Here is an 18780-nt window from a genome sequence, read left to right as displayed (position 1 = left end):
TCTCCACCGGCACCCGCGACATCGACGCCGCGCTGATCGCCGCCCGGTATCAGCTGCCCGGAGCGCGCCCGGAGGACGACTCCCTGCTCACCTCATGAGGACCCTCCGACATCCGTCACCCGCGTCGCGGTGCCGATGAAGTGTGCGGCGCGGCCGTCCGCGCCGCCGGGGTGTGAAGTGCGGCCGTCCGCGCCGACAGGGCCGTTCGGGTGCCTTCGTCACACGGTCGGGCGTGTGTCGCGCCCGGCGGGCTCCGCCCGCGTCCGTGTCCCGCCAGGATGAGCGCACTGGCATGGGGGCGCGTGCCCTTCACTCTTTCCGAGAGAGAAACAACTGGTGAGCATCGTCAACGAGCCTCAGGGCTCCACGGCCGAAGAGCAGTATTACCAGGACGAACTACCCGTCCGGCGCAGGCGGCCCGGCAATGTGATCGTGAAGTGGCTGACGACCACCGACCACAAGACGATCGGCACGCTCTATCTGTCGACGTCGTTCGCGTTCTTCCTGGTCGGCGGTGTGATGGCGCTGTTCATCCGCGCGGAGCTGGCCAGGCCCGGTCTCCAGATCATGTCGAACGAGCAGTACAACCAGGCGTTCACGATGCACGGCACGGTGATGCTGCTGATGTTCGCGACGCCGCTGTTCGCCGGGTTCGCGAACTGGATCATGCCGTTGCAGATCGGTGCCCCCGACGTCGCGTTCCCCCGGCTGAACATGTTCGCCTACTGGCTGTACCTGCTGGGCTCGCTGATCGCGGTCGGCGGGTTCCTCACCCCGGACGGGGCCGCCGACTTCGGCTGGTTCGCGTACACGCCGCTGTCGGACATCGTCCGCTCGCCCGGTGTCGGCGCCGACCTGTGGATCATGGGTCTGGCCTTCTCCGGCTTCGGCACCATCCTCGGCTCGGTCAACTTCATCACCACGATCATCTGCATGCGCGCGCCCGGCATGACCATGTTCCGCATGCCGATCTTCACCTGGAACGTGCTGCTGACCGGTGTCCTGGTCCTGCTGGCCTTCCCGGTGCTGGCCGCCGCGCTGCTCGCGCTGATGGCGGACCGCAAGTTCGGCGCCCATGTCTACGACCCGTCCAACGGCGGCGCCCTGCTGTGGCAGCACCTCTTCTGGTTCTTCGGCCACCCCGAGGTGTACATCATCGCCCTGCCGTTCTTCGGCATCATCACCGAGATCATCCCGGTGTTCGCGCGCAAACCGATCTTCGGCTACATGGGTCTGGTCGCGGCGACCACCGCGATCGCCGGTCTGTCGATCACCGTGTGGGCGCACCACATGTATGTGACCGGCGGTGTGCTGCTGCCGTTCTTCTCCTTCATGACCTTCCTGATCGCCGTGCCGACCGGTGTGAAGTTCTTCAACTGGATCGGCACGATGTGGAAGGGCAGCCTGTCCTTCGAGACGCCGATGCTGTGGACGACGGGGTTCCTGGTCACGTTCCTGTTCGGCGGTCTGACCGGTGTCATCCTGGCGTCGCCGCCGCTGGACTTCCATGTCTCCGACTCGTACTTCGTGGTGGCGCACTTCCACTACGTCGTCTTCGGCACCGTCGTCTTCGCGATGTTCGCCGGCTTCCACTTCTGGTGGCCGAAGTGGACGGGCAAGATGCTCGACGAGCGGCTCGGCAAGATGACGTTCTGGATGCTGTTCGTCGGCTTCCACGGCACGTTCCTGGTGCAGCACTGGCTGGGCGCGGAGGGCATGCCGCGCCGGTACGCCGACTATCTCGCCAGTGACGGTTTCACCGCCCTGAACACGGTCTCCACGATCGCCTCGTTCGTGCTCGGCGCCTCGATGCTGCCGTTCCTGTACAACGTGTGGAAGACGACCCGGTACGGCAAGCAGGTCGGCGTCGACGACCCGTGGGGGTACGGCCGTTCCCTGGAGTGGGCGACGTCCTGCCCGCCGCCGCGGCACAACTTCCTCACCCTGCCCCGTATCCGCAGCGAGTCCCCGGCGTTCGACCTGCACCACCCGGAGATCACCGAGTGGGACCAGAAGCAGCTCACCGGCAAGCGTGACGCGCTCGACGCCGCGGGCCACGAGGGCGAGCGGTGAGAAGGGCGCCGGGTTCCCGCGACGCGCGGCAGGGTGCCGCCCTCGCCGCCGATGTCGAGGGCTACCTGCGCGCGCAGACCGACCTGGCGGAGGCACGGCGGGCGGCGGAGGCGTTCTGCGCCCGCCTGCCGTGGCTGACGTCCGCCCAGGCGGAGGACGTGGCACGGCACTTCGCTGACGAGCACATCGGCATGACCCGCGAGATGCTGACCCGGACGGTACGGCGGGCCGCCGAGCTGCGCGGCGAGTACCAGGCGCGCTATGACCAGCTGCGGCGTCGCCTGCTCGTGCGGCACACGCTGGCCATGTGCGCGCTGCTGGCGGCCTGGGTGCCGGCGGTGCTGCTGCTGTCCCGCTGACCCGGGCGGCGTACGAGAGGCCCCGGCCCCCCTGCGCGAGGCCCCGTGCTCCGGCGATCCGCGACGGGTGCGCGGGCCCGGGGCACGGGGCCTTTCCCGCGTGCCGGGTCGGTCAGGACGACAAGCGCTGCCGTGCGGAGCCGTCGCAGCTCCGCCGCCGCAGCGGCTCGCGCGGGGCCGCGTGGGTCACGCACGGCGAGGGCGCGGCCGGGAGCGTGCTCGGGTGCGCACGGGCCAAGAGAAGTGAGGAAGTGTCATATTCCGTTCCACGGAGGGGTGTTGCGCCGGACACCGCCCTGGTGGCCCGCGCGGGCCTCCCGGTGCCCGAGGAGAGCCCGTTGTCATACCCCCGTGCAAGGATGAGGCCACGAAACGGTTCGGGAGAGTCCCGCGTGGTGAGCACGCGGACCCTTCGCCCCGGACGACCGCCTGTGCCCACACGGCCGGGCCGCGACCCGGCCGCGGCGAACGAGACCTCGACGATGGGAGTGACCATGTCCGGCACACGGAAGAGCACGTACGAGGGATTCACGGCCGAGGAGCGGGCCGCGATGAAGGAGCACGCGGCGGAGCAGAAGAAGGCCGCACGCAGAACGTCGGCAGCCGAGAAGGCGGCGGAGGCGGAGCGGGACGTCCTGGCGAAGATCGCCGAGATGGAGGGCGACGACCGGGTCATGGCCGAACGGGTCCACGCCGTCGTCACGGCCACCGCGCCAGAGCTGGCACCGAAGCTCTGGTACGGCATGCCCGCGTACGCGCTGGACGGCAAGGTGGTCTGTTTCTTCCAGAGCGCGGCGAAGTTCAAGGCACGCTACGCCACGCTCGGCTTCAACGACGCGGCCCGGCTGGACGAGGACTCCATGTGGCCGACCGCGTTCGCGCTGACCGCGGTCACCCCGGAGGTCGAGGCCCGCATCGGCGAACTGGTGAAGCGGGCGGTGGCCCGGTAGGGGGCGACGACCCGGCAGGGGGTGCCCCGGCACGGCGGGGCGGGGGCGGCGACCGGGCGGCCTTCTAACAGCAATGCGCATTGTTCCTAGAATGGCCCGATGGAGGACATCGACGCGATCGCGGCACTGCAGGACCCGGTGCGGCGCCGCCTGTACGAGTACGTGGCCGCCCAGGGCCGGGAGGTCGGCCGCAACGAGGCCGCCGAGGCCACCGGGGTCACCCGCACCCTCGCCGCGCACCACCTGGACAAGCTCACCGAGGCGGGTCTCCTGGAGAGCGGAAGCCGCCGGCTGACCGGGCGTTCCGGGCCTGGAGCCGGGCGGCCCGCCAAGGTGTACACGCGGGTGCGTCAGGAGCGGACGGTGTCCCTGCCCGCCCGGGACTACCGCACCGCCGCCGAGCTGCTCGCCGAGGCCGCCGAGGAGGCCGGACTGGACGCCGGGCTGAGCGCCGCCGCCCGCCGTCGGGGCGAGGCCCTGCGCGCCACGGCGCCGCCGTGCGCGGACCTGGACGAGGCGGTACGGCTGCTCGCCGCCCGCGGCTACGAGCCGTACACCACGGACACGGACGACGACACCGGCGACCCGGGCGGCGGCCGGGCCGGCGTGGTGCGGCTGCGCAACTGCCCCTTCCACTCCGTCGCCGAACGCTTCCCGCCGCTCGTCTGCGGTATGAACCTCGCCCTGCTGGAAGGGCTGTTCGGCACGGACGGTCCGGTCCGCGCCCGGATGGATCCCAGGCCGGGCGAGTGCTGCGTCGTACTCGAAGACTCTAAAAACAACGAACATTGACATAGAAATCGGGGGCGTGCTGGGATGGCGTCATGACCGCATCCCGACACGCCTTCCACATCGCCCAGTTCAACCTCGCCAGGCTGCTCCACCCCCTCGACGACCCGCGCCTGGCCTCGTTCGTCGAACTGCTCGACCCGGTCAACGCCGCCGCCGACGCCGCGCCCGGGTTCGTGTGGCGGCTCACGGAGGACGGCGCGAACGACGCGATCGGTCTGCGTCCGGCCGGCGAGGACGTCATCATCAACATGTCGGTGTGGGAGACACCCCGGGCGCTGTGGGACTTCACCTACCGCAGCGGGCACCTGGACACGATGCGGCGCCGCCGGGAATGGTTCGAACGCCATCTGGAGGCGCACCTGGTCCTCTGGTGGATCCCCGCCGGGCATCGCCCGACCGTCGAGGAGGCGATGGAGCGGCTGACGGACCTCCGTCAGAACGGACCTTCACCGCGGGCCTTCACCTTCGCCTCCGTCTTCACCGCCGCGGAGAGCGCCGCCGAGGGGAGCGCCCACGCGGCGCAGACCCCGGTGGCCGCGCCCGCGGCGGGCAGCGGGGGAACGTCGGGCGCCTGACCGGGTTCCGGTCGTCCCGGCCGTGTCCGCGAAGTCCCGTCCGCCGCGCGGCCGGGCCCCGCGCGGCCGGACGAAGCCGAGCGCCCCGGCCGGCGGGGGAGCCGCCGGCCGGGGCGCGGGGCTGCCGCGGGAGGCGGCGCCGTTACGAGCCGTCGGCGCGGACGGCGTACACGTACCGCTTGCCGGCGTACTCGCTGAGGTTCCAGATCACGTCCTCGCTGTACTTCCAGCCGGTCGCGGAGGCGCTGTGGTAGCTCAGGTCCTCGCAGCCGACGCCCAGGTCGCAGACGCGGCTCGCGGTCGAGGCGCCGGAGGTGAAGGTGCGCAGCGTGCCCGCCGACGATCCGTTGCTGGCGGCCAGGTAGTGCCTGGTCCTCTGCGAGACGACACCCTGGATCTTCCGCTGGGCGACCGTGACGGCCTCCGACGCGGTCGCCGACGAGATCAGCCGGTTCGTGTAGTCGAGGTTCCAGCGGACCACCTTGGGCGTGGCGGTGGGGGCGCCGGTGCCGCTGTAGCTGCCGGTGTGGTCGACGGTGCCGGAGACGGAGTACTCGCTCACCACGAGGCTGTCGGGGGTGCCGGCGCGGTCCAGGCCGACGGCGCTGTAGCGCAGGTACTTGCCGGTGTTGTCGTAGGCGGCGCACTGCGGCAGGACGTACGCGTAGGAGTAGCCGTAGTACTTGCCGTCGGTGTGCAGGCCGCAGACGTCCTTCTCGGCGGTGGCGACCCGGAACATCGTGTTCAGGTCGAAGACCCGCAGGCCCTTGTACGTGTCGACGACGTACAGCAGGTTGCCGTACCACATGATGCCGCCGGCGTGGCGGCGGACGGGGTTGAACGAGCAGGCGCCGGAGGACGTCTTCACGGGCTCGACCAGCAGGACGTGCCGGTAGGTCGGCGCGGCGGCGTTCGTCATGTCGACGAAGCTGAGCCGGACGCCCTTGTCGAGGGCGTACTCGTCGGTGCCGTCACCGTCGGGGTCGGTCTCGAAGTACCAGGAGACGATGATGGCCTTCTTGCCGCCGCTCGACGGGTACAGGCCGGAGCCGTAGGCGTCGGCGCTGGTGGTGATGCCCTGCGGGATCCAGTAGTCGACGGTCCGGTCGCCGCTCTCCCAGGTGAAGCCGGCGGCGAACGCGTCGACCGTGCCGGGGGCGCTGGTGAGTCGGGTGGCGTTGCGGTTGGTGTCGGCCAGGACGGTGGCGGCGTCCACCTTGGTCAGCTTGGTGGCGAGACCGGCGTTGAGGGCGGCGTACTCGCCATGGCTGTTGGCGGTGCGGTGGGTGAGCGCGAACTGACCTGCGTCGATCGTGGCCGCCTCGGCGGTCGTCGCGGTCAGCAGGCTGCCGGTCGCCGCGACGAACGGTGCGGCACCCAGGCCCTTCACAAGCGCTCTCCGTGTCATGTTCATGGGGCGGAAAGCTACGGGCAGTCGATCACCGGGCACAAGCCGCCTCGGTGGCACATCCCCCGGAAGCGCGGTCGAGCCAGGCCGACGGCGCGCCTGTCACAGCCACGGCCCGACGGATCCGGGCTCCGGCACCCCGTCGCACGGCGGTCGGGGCTCCGGCCGGATCCCGTACGGCACCGAGGGAGGCACCCTCCGGGAGCGCGGACGCCGGCGCGGACCGGCGCGAAGGCACGGACCGCGCCTCCAGGAGCTGCTTCCTCTGTACGGAAAGCCATTTCCGCCGGAGGCGTCCCGCGAGCCCTCGCCTTGGTGCGGGGGCTCGGGCGGTGGGACGCTGGGGAGGAAGGTGTCCGGGCAGGGAAACCTGGGAGGGCCGATGGGACGGGACGTTCCAGCGCTGGTCTTCACCCGAGAGGACCGCCGCCGGTACCGGAGCAAGATGCAGCAGTGCCTTGAGGCCCTGGCCCAGATGCTGCGCGACGAACGGTTCGAGTCCGAGCGGCCCCAGGTCGGCCTGGAGATCGAGCTGAACCTGGTCGACGACGACGCCGAACCGGCGATGTGCAACGTCGACGCGCTGAAGGCGATCGCCGATCCCGCCTGGTCCACCGAGCTGGGCCGGTTCAACCTGGAGATCAACGTGCCGCCGCGGCGGCTGACGGCCGGCGGTCCCGACGCGTGGGAGCGTGAGATCCGCGACGCGCTGAACCACGCCGAGCAGCGGGCCGCCTCCGTCGGCGCCCACCTCATCATGATCGGGGTGCTGCCCACGCTGCGGCAGGAGGACGTGGGCCCGGCCGCGCTGTCCGAGAATCCGCGCTACCACCTGCTCAACGACCAGATCTTCGCCGCCCGGGGCGAGGACCTGCACATCGAGATCGACGGCGTCGACCGGCTGCGCACCTACGCCGACACCATCACCCCGGAGGCCGCGTGCACCAGCACGCAGTTCCACCTCCAGGTCTCCCCCGACGAGTTCGCCGACTACTGGAACGCGGCACAGGCCATCGCCGGTGTGCAGGTGGCGCTCGCCGCCAACTCGCCGTTCCTGTTCGGCAAGGAGTTGTGGCACGAGACGCGGATCCCGCTGTTCGAGCAGGCCACCGACACCCGCCCGAAGGAGATCAAGGTGCAGGGGGTGCGCCCCCGGGTGTGGTTCGGGGAGCACTGGATCACCAGCGTCTTCGACCTGTTCGAGGAGAACCTGCGCTACTTCCCGGCTCTGCTGCCGATCTGCGAGGAACAGGACCCCGTCGAGACGCTGGACCGCGGGGACATCCCCGAGCTGGGCGAACTGACGCTGCACAACGGCACGATCTACCGCTGGAACCGCCCCGTGTACGCCGTCACCCACGACACCCCGCACCTGCGCGTGGAGAACCGGGTGCTGCCGGCGGGGCCCACCGTCGCCGACACCCTCGCCAACGGCGCCTTCTACTACGGACTCACCCGCGCCCTCGTGGAGGAGGAACGGCCGGTGTGGTCGCGGATGTCGTTCGCCGCGGCCGAGGACAACCTCCACACCGCGGCACGCCACGGGCTGGAGGCCCGCCTCTACTGGCCCGGCATGGGCGAGGTCCCCGTGCCCGAACTGGTGCTGCGCCGGCTGCTGCCGCTGGCCCACCGGGGCCTGGAGCTGTCCGGGATGGACGACGCCTGGCGCGAGCCGCTGCTCGGGGTGATCGAACAGCGGTGCGTCACCGGCCGCAACGGCGCCGTCTGGCAGAAGGAGGCCTTCCACCATCTCGTCGCCGTCGGGCACGGCGGACGGCACGAGGCACTGCGCCGTATGACCCGGCTGTACACGGACTACATGCACCTCAACGCCCCCGCGCACACCTGGCCGGTGGACTGAGCCGGCCGGGATCCGTCCGACGACGACCGGCCGCTGCGGGCGGACGCCGAAAGTCGCCGCAGGGGTTTCAGGCGCTCATGTCGCGCCGGTCCTCCTCGTCCCAGGCGCGGGTGCCCCGTGGCGGCAGATACGGCTCCTCGTGCGCCGGCATGCCGCCGGCGATCGCCCGCTGCCGGGCCGGCTCGGCGTCGAACCCCAGGCCGAGCAGCACGGCGGTGTTCCCCCGGTCGGTCGCCGGCCTGCCCGCGATGCCCGGCAGGGAGACCGGCACGAGCAGGGCGGGGAACAGCGACAGCACGCCGTGGTAGGTGAGGGCGGCGGCCCGGTCGGTCAGCTCGTCCTTCTCGAACTCCCGCACCGTGCGCTTGAGCACCGCCCACCACGACTGCTTCGACATCTGCGCCGGGGTGTCCGGCGTGCGGTCGCCGTCCGTGGGGTGGCCCGGTTTCTCGGCCGTACGACGGGGAGCAACCGCCGCGGGCCGGACCATGCCCGGCCCGCGCGGGCCGCGTCAGCCGCCGAGCGCGGCCAGGACCACGCCCTTGGCCTCCTCCTGCACACGGGCCAGATGGTCCTCGCCGAGGAAGGACTCGGCGTAGATCTTGTACACGTCCTCGGTGCCGGAGGGCCGCGCCGCGAACCATGCGTTGGCGGTGGTGACCTTGATGCCGCCGATCGCCGCGCCGTTGCCGGGCGCCTCGGTGAGCACGCCGGTGACCTCCTCCCCGGCCAGCGTGCCGGCGGTGACCTGCGCCGGGGACAGCTTGGCGAGCAGTGCCTTCTCCTCGCGGGTGGCGGGCGCGTCGGTGCGGGCGTAGGCGGGGGCGCCGAACCGGTCCGTCAGGGCGCGGTAGTGCTCGGAGGGCGTCTTTTCGGTGACGGCGGTGATCTCCGAGGCGAGCAGGGCGAGAATGATGCCGTCCTTGTCGGTGGTCCACACGGAGCCGTCACGGCGCAGGAAGGAGGCGCCCGCGGATTCCTCGCCGCCGAAACCGAGGGAGCCGTCGACGAGGCCGTCCACGAACCACTTGAAGCCGACGGGCACTTCCACGAGCCGGCGGCCCAGGTCGGCGGCGACCCGGTCGATCATGCCGGAGGAGACCAGGGTCTTGCCGATGCCGGCGTCGGCCGGCCAGTCGGTGCGGTGGGCGTAGAGGTAGGCGATGGCGGTGGCCAGATAGTGGTTGGGGTTCATCAGCCCGTCGGGGGTGACGATGCCGTGCCGGTCGGCGTCGGCGTCGTTGCCGGTGGCGATGTCGAACCGGTCGCGCTGCCGGATCAGGGACGCCATGGCGTGCGGCGACGAGCAGTCCATGCGGATCCTGCCGTCCCAGTCCAGCGTCATGAACCGCCAGGTCGGGTCCGTCAGCGGGTTGACCACGGTCAGGTCGAGCCGGTGCTGCTCGGCGATCCGGCCCCAGTACGCCACGGAGGCGCCGCCGAGCGGGTCGGCGCCGATGCGCACGCCGGCGGAGCGGATCGCGTCGAGGTCGAGGACGGCCGGCAGGTCGGCGACGTACGTGCCGAGGAAGTCGTAGCGGCCGGTGGTGGGTGCGGCGAGGGCCCGGGTGTACGGGATGCGGCGTACGTCCTTCAGGCCGGCGGCGATGATCTCGTTCGCCCGGTTCTGGATCCAGGAGGTGGCGTCGGAGCCGGCCGGGCCTCCGCTCGGCGGGTTGTACTTGAAGCCGCCGTCGGCGGGCGGGTTGTGGGACGGGGTGACGACGACGCCGTCGGCGAGCCCGGAGGTGCGGCCCCGGTTGTGGGTGAGGATCGCGTGCGAGACGGCCGGGGTCGGGGTCCAGCCGTCGGCGGTGTCGACGAGGACGGTCACGTCGTTGGCGGCGAACACCTCCAGCGCGGTCGCGCGCGCCGGCTCGGACAGGGCGTGGGTGTCGGCGCCGAGGAACAGCGGCCCGTCGGTGCCCTGGGCCGCGCGGTACTCGCAGATGGCCTGGCTGGTCGCGGCGATGTGGTCGTCGTTGAACGCGGTCGCCAGGGACGATCCGCGGTGGCCCGACGTCCCGAACGCGACGCGCTGGCCGGGGTCGGACGGGTCGGGGTGCAGCGTGTAGTACGCCGTCACCAGTCGGGCGACGTCGACCAGGTCCTCGGGCCCGGCCGGCTGCCCCGCTCGCTCGTGCTGCATGCGCCCACTCCTCCACACAGGTCACGCACTCGGGTCGTGCGTTCGGTTCGCGATCTCATCTTCCCCCGCCGGGGGGCGCGAGCCGTACCTCGTCCGGCACGATCCGGCCGCCGTACGGCCGGATGTCCGGGGGACGCGCTCGTCGGTACGACGGTCTCGCCGGACTGCGGGCCGGGGCCGGTGGAGTTCGCCCTGAACCGGCCCGCCCGCCCCTGCGCCTGGATGGTCGTCACGGTCGGCCCCGGCGCGCAGCGTGCCCTGCGCGACGGAGGCGGGGTGCGGTGCACGCCGCTGACCGACGGGGTGCTGACGGTCGGCCCCGCCGTGTTCCGGGTCGTCGCCGACACGCGGAAGGGGACGTGACGGCGCTCGCCCGGCCGGCGGCCGTACGGCGGGAGGGGGCCGCCCGCCGGGCCGGTGCGCTTCCGGGGCCGCTGCGGGGTGTGAGCGCACGTCAGTCGAAGGGGTCGGGGCCGCTGTCGTCGGCCGGGCCCCGCCCCTGGGGGGCGTCGCCCGCGGTGAGGTGTTCGAGGACCTCGACCAGTTCCTGGCAGGCCCGCTCCACGGACCGGCGGGTGTTCTGCTGCTCGGTGATGACGGCCGACAGCAGCAGCGCGGTCAGCGCCATGGAGCCGTTGAACGCCTGCAGCTTCACCATCACCTCGACATGGGACAGGTTGCTGAAGGAACCGGCGCCGTCGGTCGCGGCGACCGTCGCGACGACGGACGAGGCGAGGGCGCACATGATGCTGCCGGCGAGCTGGAAGCGCAACGCCGCCCAGATCAGCAGCGGGTAGACCATGTACAGCAGGCTGAGGGTGCCGTAGCAGGCCACCGGCACCACGACGGCGGCGGTCACGCCCAGGGCCAGCGCCTCGGGCCAGCGGGACAGGCGCAGCGGCAGGCGGATCCGGCTCAGCAGGATGAGCGCCGGGGTGACGATGAGGACGCCCATCGCGTCGCCCACCCACCAGCCCAGCCAGACCGGCCAGAAACTGTGCGGGGCGATCTTGTCGGTGAGGACGAGGAGGCCCGCGCCCGCGGTCGCGCTGATCAGCATGGCGGCGAGGGCGCCCAGGAACACCAGGGCCAGTCCGTCGCGCAGCCGGCTCAGGGAGGGGCGGAAGCCCACGGCGCGCAGCATGAGGTAGGCGCAGACGGGGGCGGCGGTGCTGCCGACGACGGTTCCGATCGCGGCGGGTTGCAGATCCGTGGTGATCGACAGCATGACGCCGAGGACGCCGAGGGCGATGCCGGGCCACGCGCTGAGCCCGAAGTACAGCAGGGCGGCGACCGCGACGCCGGTGGGCGGCCAGATGGGGGTGAAGACGGCGCCCTCGACGACCAGCTCCCTGACGAGTCCGAGGCGTCCGGCCAGGAGATAGGCGCCGGCGACGGCCAGCGTCCGGCCGGCGAGGACGAGGATGCCTCGCAGGCGCTGTTCCGGGCTTGCCTCCACAGCAGCCATCACACACCGGTGGCGCCCGGACGGCGAGGCGAGCGGCGCGCCGTCCCGCCCTATGGCTGAGTTCGCGGTCCGCGTACGGCGTCGTGGCCGATGACGAGGACGGCCGCGTCGTCGGAGTGGCCGACGCGTTCGGCGCCCTTGATGACGGCGGCGGCGAGTGCCGCGGCGTCGAGGCCGGCGACGGCGGCGATGCCGGCGAGCCGCACGACCTGGTCGAGTCCCTCGTCGACGTGCATCGACGGCCCTTCCACGACGCCGTCGGTGACGAGGACGAAGACGCCGCCGGTGGTGAGGACGTATCGGGTGACGGGGTACTGGATGCCGGGCAGGATGCCGAGCGGTGGCCCGCCGCCGTCGTTGTCGGCGATGCCGGAGCGTCCGTCGGCCGTGGCCCACACGCACGGTATGTGACCGGCGCGGGCGCTCTCCAGGACGCCGGTCGCCGGGTCGAGCCGCAGAAAGGTGCAGGTGGCGAAGAGGTCGCTGCCGAGGGAGAGCAGCAGTTCGTTGGTGCGGGCGAGCAGGTCGCCCGGGTCGCCGGTGACGGAGGCGAGGGCGCGCAGTCCGGCCCGGACCTGCCCCATGAAGGCGGCGGCCTCGATGTTGTGGCCCTGCACGTCCCCGATGGACATGGCTATGCGGCCGTCCGGCAGCCGGAAGGCGTCGTACCAGTCGCCGCCGACGCTGAGCCCATGGGTGGCCGGGGCGTAGCGCACGGCGAGGTGGAAACCGTCCGCGGAGGGCAGGTCCCGGGGGAGCATGCCGCGCTGGAGCGCGATGGCCAGTTCGACCTGTGAGCGCTGTAGTACGGCACGCTCACGCGCCTGGGCGGTCAGCGCGCCGAGCCTGGCGAGCAGCTCGTCGCCGTCGTCCGGCGGACGCGTGCGGGACATAGGTCACTCCGGCAGGACATGCGCCCGCGGGAGGGAGGGACCCGGTCGCGGACAAACCCCGGATTGTGCATTTCATACGGTTCATGCGGTTTGCGCTCTAGAGGATGATAGCCAGGCATCGGCTCGGGCGGACATCCGTGCGTACGGACCGCTGTGGGCTCACCGCGTCCGGGCCCGGGGTCGGGCGTGCCGGGAGGTGGGGCAGGTCAGCACAGCACCCGCAGGGCTCCCGGGAGGACGCGGGCGGTGACCGGGAGGGTGGCGTCCACCTCGCCGTCGGCGCCGTACGGGACGGGGCGGTCGGCCTCGATGCGTATCTCCGCGCCGCGCAGGACGCGTACCTGGGGCCTGTGCACATGGGCGCCGGTGGCCAGCTCGTTCATGAGGGAGAAGAACAGCCGGCGGGGCGCGTGCGCGATCAGCACGATGTCGAGGAGGCCGTCGTCGACGCGGGCGTCGGGGGCGACGAGGCGGCCGGAGCCGTAGTAGCCGGAGTTGGCGGCGACCACGGTGTAGCCGGTGTGGATGTGTTCCTCTCCGTCGACGGTGAGCCGGTAGCGGGCCGGGCGCCAGGTGGTGACGGCGCGCAGGCCTCCCAGGTAGTAGGAGGCGGAGCCGCGCAGCAGGCGGGCGTTGTTGGCGTGCAGGTTGGCGAGGGCGTCCACGCCGGCGTAGACGCTGCCGAGCACCGCGACGCGGTCGTGGACGGCGGAGGTGACCTCGACGGTGTCGACGGGTCGCGGGTCGGCGTGCAGCAGGACCTCGGCCAGCGCCTCCGGCTCGGTGGGCAGCCGCAGCGCGCGGGCGAAGTCGTTGCCGCGTCCGGCGGGCACGAGGCCGAGCAGGGCGCCGGTGCCGCTGAGGGCGCCGCCGACGGCCCCGGCCATGCCGTCGCCGCCGACGGCGAGCACCACCCGGCCCTGTTCCCCGGCCTCGCGGGCCAGCTGCCGGGCGTGGTCCAGGCTGCGGCTGTACGCCGTCCGAAGATCGGCGCCGGCCTCGCGCAGCAGGCGCGCCACCGCGAGCAGCGCGGCGGCGCCGGCGGACGCCCCCGCGGTGGGGTTGACGACGGCGGTGAACTGTCGCATGGGTGCTGCCTTTCGGACCGGGGCCGGGTCGGGGACGCGTACGGGCGGTTGGGTCAGTCTGCGGGAAGGAGGACGCCGGGGTTGAGCAGGCCCTGCGGGTCCAGGCTCCGCTTGACCGCGTGCAGGGCGGCGACGCCGAGCGGCCCGGCCTCGCGCAGATACCAGTCGCGGTGGTCGGTGCCGACGCCGTGATGGTGGCTGATGGTGCCGCCGGCGGCGAGGATCGCCTCGTTCGCGGCGTGCTTGGCTCGGGTCCAGTGGGCGACCGGGTCCTCTCCCTGGGCGGAGACGACGGTGAAGTAAAGGGAGGCGCCGTTCTCGTAGACGTGGGAGATGTGGCACATCACCAGGGGCGGGGTGCCGGCGTCGGTGAGCGTGGAGGTGAGCGCGTCGCGCACGGCGGCGTACAGGCCGGGGATGCGGGACCAGAACGCCGCGGTCTCCAGGGTCTCGGCGAACGCCCCGGCGTCGAGCAGCGAGTCGCGCAGGTACGGCGCCGAGTACCGTCCCTCGGCCCAGCGCTGTCCGGGGTCCTCGCCGAGGGGGGTGCCGCCGCAGTCGCGCAGCACGGCCGCGGCCTGCTCACGGCGCAGCGCGGTGTCCTCCTCGGTGCCTTCGAAGCCGACGACGGCGAGGCAGCCGGCGTCCTGCCCGCCGTCGAGGGCGGTGCCGATGGCGTCGGGCTGGGCGAGGCCGATCAGGGTCTCCGTCTCGTCGGACAGGCGCAGCACCGTGGGCCGCGGGCCGTCCTGGGCGAGCCGTCGCAGGGCGGCGGCGCCGGTGTCGAAGGAGGCGAAACGCCAGCCCTCGAAACGGCGGGCGGCCGGGCGGGGGCGGACACGGACGGTCACGGAGGTGATGACGCCGAAGGCGCCCTCGGAGCCGAGGAACAGCTGACGCAGATCGGGTCCGGCCGCCGAGCGCGGGGCGCGGCCCGTGTCGAGTGTGCCCTGCGGGGTGGCGAGGGTGAGACCGAGGACCATCTCGTCGAAGCGGCCGTGGCCCGCCGACGCCTGGCCGCTGGAGCGGGTGGCGGCGAAACCGCCGATGCTGGCCCACTCGTAGGACTGCGGGAAGTGGCCGAGGGTGAAGCCGTGCCCGGCGAGGAGCGCCTCGGCCTCGGGGGCGCGCAGGCCCGGCTCCAGGGTGGCGGTGCGCGAGACCGGGTCCACGTCGAGGAGCCGGTTCATACGGCGCAGGTCGAGGGCGACGAAGGGCCGTTCGCCGGCCGGGGCGAGGCCGCCGACGACGGAGGTGCCGCCGCCGAACGGCACGACGGCGAGGCCCAGGTCGGCGCAGGCCCGCAGCACGGCGAGGACGTCGTCGTGGCCGCCGGGCAGGACGACGGCCTCCGGGAGGTCGTCGAGGTCGCCGTGGCGGATGCGCAGCAGGTCGGGGGTGGATTTGCCGCGGGTGTGCCGGACGCGGGTCTCGGCGTCGGTGCGGACGTGCTCCTCGCCGCGCACGGCGTCCGCGAGGGCCTGCCGCGCCGCGGTGTCCAGGCCCGTCGCGGGGACCGGCAGCTCCTCCAGGGCGAGCGGGGCGGCGGTGCGCGGAGTGACGCCGAGCCAGTCGCGCAGCAGTCCGGTCACCGTCTCGGGCAGCGGGGCGGCCTCGGCGGGGTCGCCCCAGCCGTTCCACAGCATGTCCATGGTCGTCGTCCTCACCGGTCGATCGAGGGGTTGTCCGAGGGGTTGTCCGTCCTGCACGGCGCATCGACCGGCAGGGGCGTTACACTGTGACACATGACGCCTATTCGTCACAAGGACGCGGACAGCTACGACGCCCGAGGGGACGGTGCCGGGTTCCGTGAGGGGGCGCGCCCCGCGAGCGGGCCGGAGAAGGGCACCGGCAACGACCGGGTGCTCGACGCGGTCCGCGACTGCGTGCTCGCGGTCGGGGTGCGCCGTACGACCATGACCGATGTCGCCCGCCGCGCCGGCGTCTCCCGGATGACGCTGTACCGGCGCTGGCCCGACGTGCGGTCCCTCGTCGGCGACCTCATGACCCGTGAGTGGATCGCCGTCGCCACCGGCGCGATGCCCGCACAGCGGCCCGGCCTCGACACCCGCACGCTGATCGTCGAGGGCCTGGTCGCCGGCGTACGGGCCTTCCGCGCCCACCCCCTGTTCCAGAAGATCGTCGACGTCGATCCCGAACTGCTCCTCCCCTACGTCCTGGACCGGCGCGGGGCCAGCCAGGAGGCCCTGCTCGCCCTGCTGGCCGACGCCCTGGAGGCCGGTCACGCCGACGGATCGGTACGCCCCGGGCACACCGCCCGGCAGGCCCGCGCCCTCCTGCTCGTCGTGCAGTCCTTCACCCTGTCCCTGCGGACCATGACCGACGAGGAGGACACCGAGCTGAACGGCACGGCCTTCCTCGGCGAGCTGCGGTCCCTTCTCGAGAGGACCCTCGCCCCATGAGCCCCCACTCCCCCGAGGCGGTGCCGGGATCCTCGCTGTCCGCCGGCCGCCGCGCCCGCGAGCTGGCCGCGACGGTCGGCGGCGACGCCGTGGACGTCCTCGTCGTGGGCCTCGGCGCGACCGGTGCCGGAGTCGCCCTCGACGCGGTCGCCCGCGGGCTGACCGTCGCCGCCGTCGACGCCCACGACCTGGCCTTCGGCACGTCACGCTGGAGCTCCAAGCTGATCCACGGTGGGCTGCGCTATCTCGCCTCCGGACATCTCGACGTCGCCCACGAGAGCGCGGTCGAGCGAGGCGTGCTCATGGAACGCACCGCCCCGCACCTGGTCCACGCGCAGCCGTTCGTGCTGCCGCTGACGCCGCTCGTGTCCCGGCCGCAGGCGGCGCTCGCGTGGGCCGGGTTCCGCGCCGGCGACACGCTGCGGCTCGCCGCCCGCACGGCCCGGGAGACGCTCCCCGCACCGCGCCGGCTGTCCGCCGTCGAGACCCGGCACCTGGCGCCCGCGCTGCGCGCGGAGGGCGTGCGCGGCGGGCTGCTGTCCTGGGACGGCCGGCTCAGCGACGACGCCCGTCTCGTCACCGCGGTCGCCCGGACCGCCGCCGCGCACGGGGCGCGGATCCTGACCCGGGTACGGGCGCTGGAGCTGACCGGGACGGGAGCGCGCGTACGGGACGAACTGACCGGCGAGGAGGGCGAGATCCACGCCCGCGCCGTCATCAACGCAACCGGGGTGTGGGCCGGCGGGCTCGTCGACGGCATCCGCATCCGGCCCTCGCGCGGCACGCACCTGGTGCTGCGCGCCGAACGACTCGGTCCGCTGTCGGCGGGCCTGCACATCCCGATCCCCGGGGAGACCAACCGGTTCGTGCTGGTGCTGCCGCAGGGCGACGGCCGGGTGTACGTCGGCCTCACCGACGAACCCGTCGACGGTCCCGTCCCCGACGTCCCCGAAGTGCCGGAGACCGACATCGGCTTCCTGCTCGACGTGCTCGGGTCCGTGCTGGACGAGCCGGTGCGGCGGGAGGACGTGGTGGGGGCGTTCGCGGGGCTGCGGCCACTGCTGGACATGTCGCCGGAGGACGCGGGCGGGAGTGCGCGGGGCTCGGCCCCGCGGACCTCCGACATCTCGCGCCGGCACGCCGTGCTGACGTCCGCGGACGGGGTCGTCACCGTCGTCGGCGGCAAGCTGACGACGTACCGGCGCATGGCCGAGGACGCCGTCGACGCCGCCGTTGCCGCACGCTCCCTCGGGGCCGGCCCCTCCCCCACGGCGCGGCTGCCGCTGGTGGGTGCGGCGTCGCCGCGTGCCCTCGCCGCGGTGCGGGCACCGCGGAGGCTGGTCCGGCGGTACGGGGTCGAGGCAGCCGCCGTGCATGCCCTCGGGGTCGCCGAGCCCGCGCTCGCGACGCCGCTCGTGCCGGGGTGTCCGGCGACGGGGGCGGAGGTCGTGTGGGCGGTGCGGCACGAGGGGGCGCTGGACGCGGACGATGTGCTCGACCGGCGGACGCGGGTCGGGGTGGTGCCGGAGGACCGGGGCGGGGCGGAGGCGGAGGTACGGGCGCTGCTCGACAGGGGGTTGCGCAGTTCCCCGCGCTCCTTGCATTAGCGGGGCCATCGTGTTCAGCTGCGGGCCCGTGGGGGCGTTCGCGCCGGTCCCCGCGCCCCCTGTGGTCACCTGCGGGCCCGTGAGGGCTTGTCGCGCAGTTCCCCGCGCCCCTTTGTTTGGCGGGGCCATCGTGTTCACCTGCGGGCCGGTGGGGGGCGTTCGGCAGTTCCCCGCGCCCCTTTCGGGGTGCGTGCGGTTTCGTTGTTCACCGCGGGCCCGTGAGGGCTTGTCGCGCAGTTCCCCGCGCCCCTTTGTTTGGCGGGGCCATCGTGTTCACCTGCGGGCCGGTGGGGGGCGTTCGGCAGTTCCCCGCGCCCCTGAAGGCCTGCGGCGGCCCGCTGGTGTGGGTGGGTGGCTGGTGTGACGCCGGCCGTCCGGTGGTGGGGCCGGGGCCGCGCCGGGGGGTGTCCGTCCTCGGTGCGACGTCCTGTCCCTCAGATCCTTGCCCGGCGTTCTCGCCGCACGCTGCGGGCGGGCACCCCCCGACACGCCCCCTACCCGCCGCACCGCGGATGCGGCCCGTCGACGGCCGAGGCCCGCGGCCGACCAGGACGTGGGCGACAGGTCGAGGTGGTGCTGCGTGCAGTCGAGCAGCTGGGGCCCGGGCCTGCGCGGGCAGTCGTGCCGCCGGGGCGCTGGGCCCGCCCCCGGTCGGCGCCCCTGCCGTGGGGGTCAGTGCGTGGCGGTCAGTTTGTGGGTGAAGCGGTGCAGGTGGGGGTCCTGCGTGGAACCGGGTTCCGCCAGGATCTGGCGGGGGGAGACCCAGCGGATGCCCGCGAACTCGTCCCGGTTCCACACCGTGACGCTGCCCACGTCGGCCCTCAGCACGTACCACAGGGACACGTCCGTGTGCACGCGCTCCCCCCGCGTCGGGGTGACGGTCAGGAAGAAGGGCCGGCGGCCGGTGCGGGGCAGGGCCTGGGCGGGGATGCCCAGTTCCTCACGGCACTCGCGGACCACCGTGGACCACGGGTCCTCGCCCGGCTCCACGTGCCCGCCCGTTCTTTAGAGGTCGTCTCATTTGGAATGCTGGGTAGTCTGCACCGTGTGGTGATGGTCGAGCGCATGGTGCCGGACGAGTTGTGGGAGCTGTTCCAGCGGGTGGTCCCACCTGCTCCATCACGGCCGCAGGGC

The 18780-nt window shown here is 73.0% G+C and carries 16 protein-coding genes and 3 pseudogenes; 11 read left to right on the top strand and 8 right to left on the bottom strand.

The features are described from left to right. From MTQ10_RS15180 to MTQ10_RS15155, 6 genes and pseudogenes are all read left to right on the top strand, one after another. Window positions 1–98 (top strand): annotated as a pseudogene (locus tag MTQ10_RS15180) (DUF5133 domain-containing protein); the annotation flags it as partial. A 238-nt stretch (window positions 99–336) separates the two neighbouring features. Next, complete coding sequence (gene ctaD / locus MTQ10_RS15175; protein WP_247467825.1) at window positions 337–2073, top strand: aa3-type cytochrome oxidase subunit I; 1737 nt, start codon at window positions 337–339, stop codon at window positions 2071–2073. Beyond that, complete coding sequence (locus tag MTQ10_RS15170) at window positions 2070–2432, top strand: hypothetical protein (RefSeq protein WP_247467822.1); 363 nt, start codon at window positions 2070–2072, stop codon at window positions 2430–2432. The genes ctaD and MTQ10_RS15170 overlap by 4 nt, the downstream gene beginning before the upstream one ends. 494 nt (window positions 2433–2926) lie before the next feature. Continuing rightward, a complete protein-coding gene (locus tag MTQ10_RS15165; RefSeq protein ID WP_247467819.1) occupies window positions 2927–3382 on the top strand; it encodes an iron chaperone in 456 nt (151 codons plus the stop codon). 99 nt (window positions 3383–3481) lie between these two features. Continuing rightward, window positions 3482–4174, top strand: coding sequence for a helix-turn-helix transcriptional regulator (locus tag MTQ10_RS15160; RefSeq protein WP_247467816.1), 693 nt, complete (start codon window positions 3482–3484; stop codon window positions 4172–4174). A gap of 32 nt (window positions 4175–4206) precedes the next feature. Then, window positions 4207–4749 (top strand): DUF3291 domain-containing protein, encoded by a 543-nt coding sequence (locus MTQ10_RS15155; RefSeq protein WP_247467813.1) that lies wholly within the window; start codon window positions 4207–4209, stop codon window positions 4747–4749. A gap of 142 nt (window positions 4750–4891) precedes the next feature. Here the strand turns inward: MTQ10_RS15155 and MTQ10_RS15150 are convergent, their stop codons facing one another. Further along, a complete protein-coding gene (locus MTQ10_RS15150; protein WP_247467810.1) occupies window positions 4892–6163 on the bottom strand; it encodes a hypothetical protein in 1272 nt (423 codons plus the stop codon). A gap of 376 nt (window positions 6164–6539) precedes the next feature. Here MTQ10_RS15150 and MTQ10_RS15145 point away from each other — a divergent pair, with 376 nt between their 5' ends. Further along, window positions 6540–8018, top strand: a complete 1479-nt coding sequence (locus tag MTQ10_RS15145; protein ID WP_247467807.1) for a glutamate-cysteine ligase family protein — start codon at window positions 6540–6542, stop codon at window positions 8016–8018. Between the two features lie 226 nt (window positions 8019–8244). On the opposite strand, the pseudogene MTQ10_RS31665 reads toward MTQ10_RS15145, so the two are convergent. Continuing rightward, window positions 8245–8508, bottom strand: a pseudogene (locus tag MTQ10_RS31665) (ribonuclease BN); the annotation flags it as partial. Window positions 8509–8529: 21 nt separating this feature from the next. Beyond that, the gene (pgm, locus tag MTQ10_RS15135) at window positions 8530–10167 is read right to left on the bottom strand and encodes a phosphoglucomutase (alpha-D-glucose-1,6-bisphosphate-dependent) (RefSeq protein ID WP_247467805.1); all 1638 of its coding nucleotides are present in this window, start codon (window positions 10165–10167) and stop codon (window positions 8530–8532) included. A 180-nt stretch (window positions 10168–10347) separates the two neighbouring features. Here pgm and MTQ10_RS15130 point away from each other — a divergent pair, with 180 nt between their 5' ends. After that, a complete protein-coding gene (locus MTQ10_RS15130; RefSeq protein ID WP_374117612.1) occupies window positions 10348–10530 on the top strand; it encodes a hypothetical protein in 183 nt (60 codons plus the stop codon). A 91-nt stretch (window positions 10531–10621) separates the two neighbouring features. Here MTQ10_RS15130 and MTQ10_RS15125 read toward each other — a convergent pair whose 3' ends face one another. The 4 genes from MTQ10_RS15125 to MTQ10_RS15110 form a co-directional block, all read right to left on the bottom strand. Further along, window positions 10622–11635 carry an MASE1 domain-containing protein gene (locus MTQ10_RS15125; protein WP_247467801.1) on the bottom strand — a complete coding sequence of 338 codons (1014 nt, stop codon included), beginning with the start codon at window positions 11633–11635 and terminating at the stop codon, window positions 10622–10624. Between the two features lie 50 nt (window positions 11636–11685). After that, entirely contained in the window at window positions 11686–12528 is an 843-nt protein-coding gene (locus tag MTQ10_RS15120; RefSeq protein WP_247467798.1) for a PP2C family protein-serine/threonine phosphatase, read from the bottom strand. Between the two features lie 206 nt (window positions 12529–12734). Next, window positions 12735–13616: a diacylglycerol/lipid kinase family protein gene (locus tag MTQ10_RS15115; protein WP_247467795.1), complete on the bottom strand. Its 882-nt coding sequence runs from the start codon at window positions 13614–13616 to the stop codon at window positions 12735–12737. A gap of 53 nt (window positions 13617–13669) precedes the next feature. Continuing rightward, entirely contained in the window at window positions 13670–15268 is a 1599-nt protein-coding gene (locus MTQ10_RS15110) for an FAD-binding oxidoreductase (protein WP_247467831.1), read from the bottom strand. 93 nt (window positions 15269–15361) lie between these two features. On the opposite strand from MTQ10_RS15110, the gene MTQ10_RS15105 reads away from it, so the two are divergent. Both MTQ10_RS15105 and MTQ10_RS15100 read left to right on the top strand, forming a co-directional pair. Then, on the top strand, window positions 15362–16039 hold the full coding sequence (locus MTQ10_RS15105) for a TetR/AcrR family transcriptional regulator (RefSeq protein WP_282612196.1): 678 nt from the start codon (window positions 15362–15364) through the stop codon (window positions 16037–16039). Further along, window positions 16036–17646 carry a glycerol-3-phosphate dehydrogenase/oxidase gene (locus MTQ10_RS15100; protein WP_247467792.1) on the top strand — a complete coding sequence of 537 codons (1611 nt, stop codon included), beginning with the start codon at window positions 16036–16038 and terminating at the stop codon, window positions 17644–17646. The genes MTQ10_RS15105 and MTQ10_RS15100 overlap by 4 nt, the downstream gene beginning before the upstream one ends. A 672-nt stretch (window positions 17647–18318) precedes the next feature. Here the strand turns inward: MTQ10_RS15100 and MTQ10_RS15095 are convergent. Next, window positions 18319–18636 (bottom strand): NUDIX domain-containing protein, encoded by a 318-nt coding sequence (locus MTQ10_RS15095; protein ID WP_247467789.1) that lies wholly within the window; start codon window positions 18634–18636, stop codon window positions 18319–18321. 63 nt (window positions 18637–18699) lie between these two features. Here MTQ10_RS15095 and MTQ10_RS15090 point away from each other — a divergent pair. After that, window positions 18700–18780, top strand: a pseudogene (locus MTQ10_RS15090) (IS5/IS1182 family transposase); the annotation flags it as partial.

The sequence above is a fragment of the Streptomyces sp. XM83C genome, assembly GCF_023072675.1.
GTDB lineage: Bacteria > Actinomycetota > Actinomycetes > Streptomycetales > Streptomycetaceae > Streptomyces > Streptomyces thermocoprophilus.
Note: the sequence above shows the minus strand (reverse complement) of the source record. Positions and strands in the feature narration are given on the sequence as shown.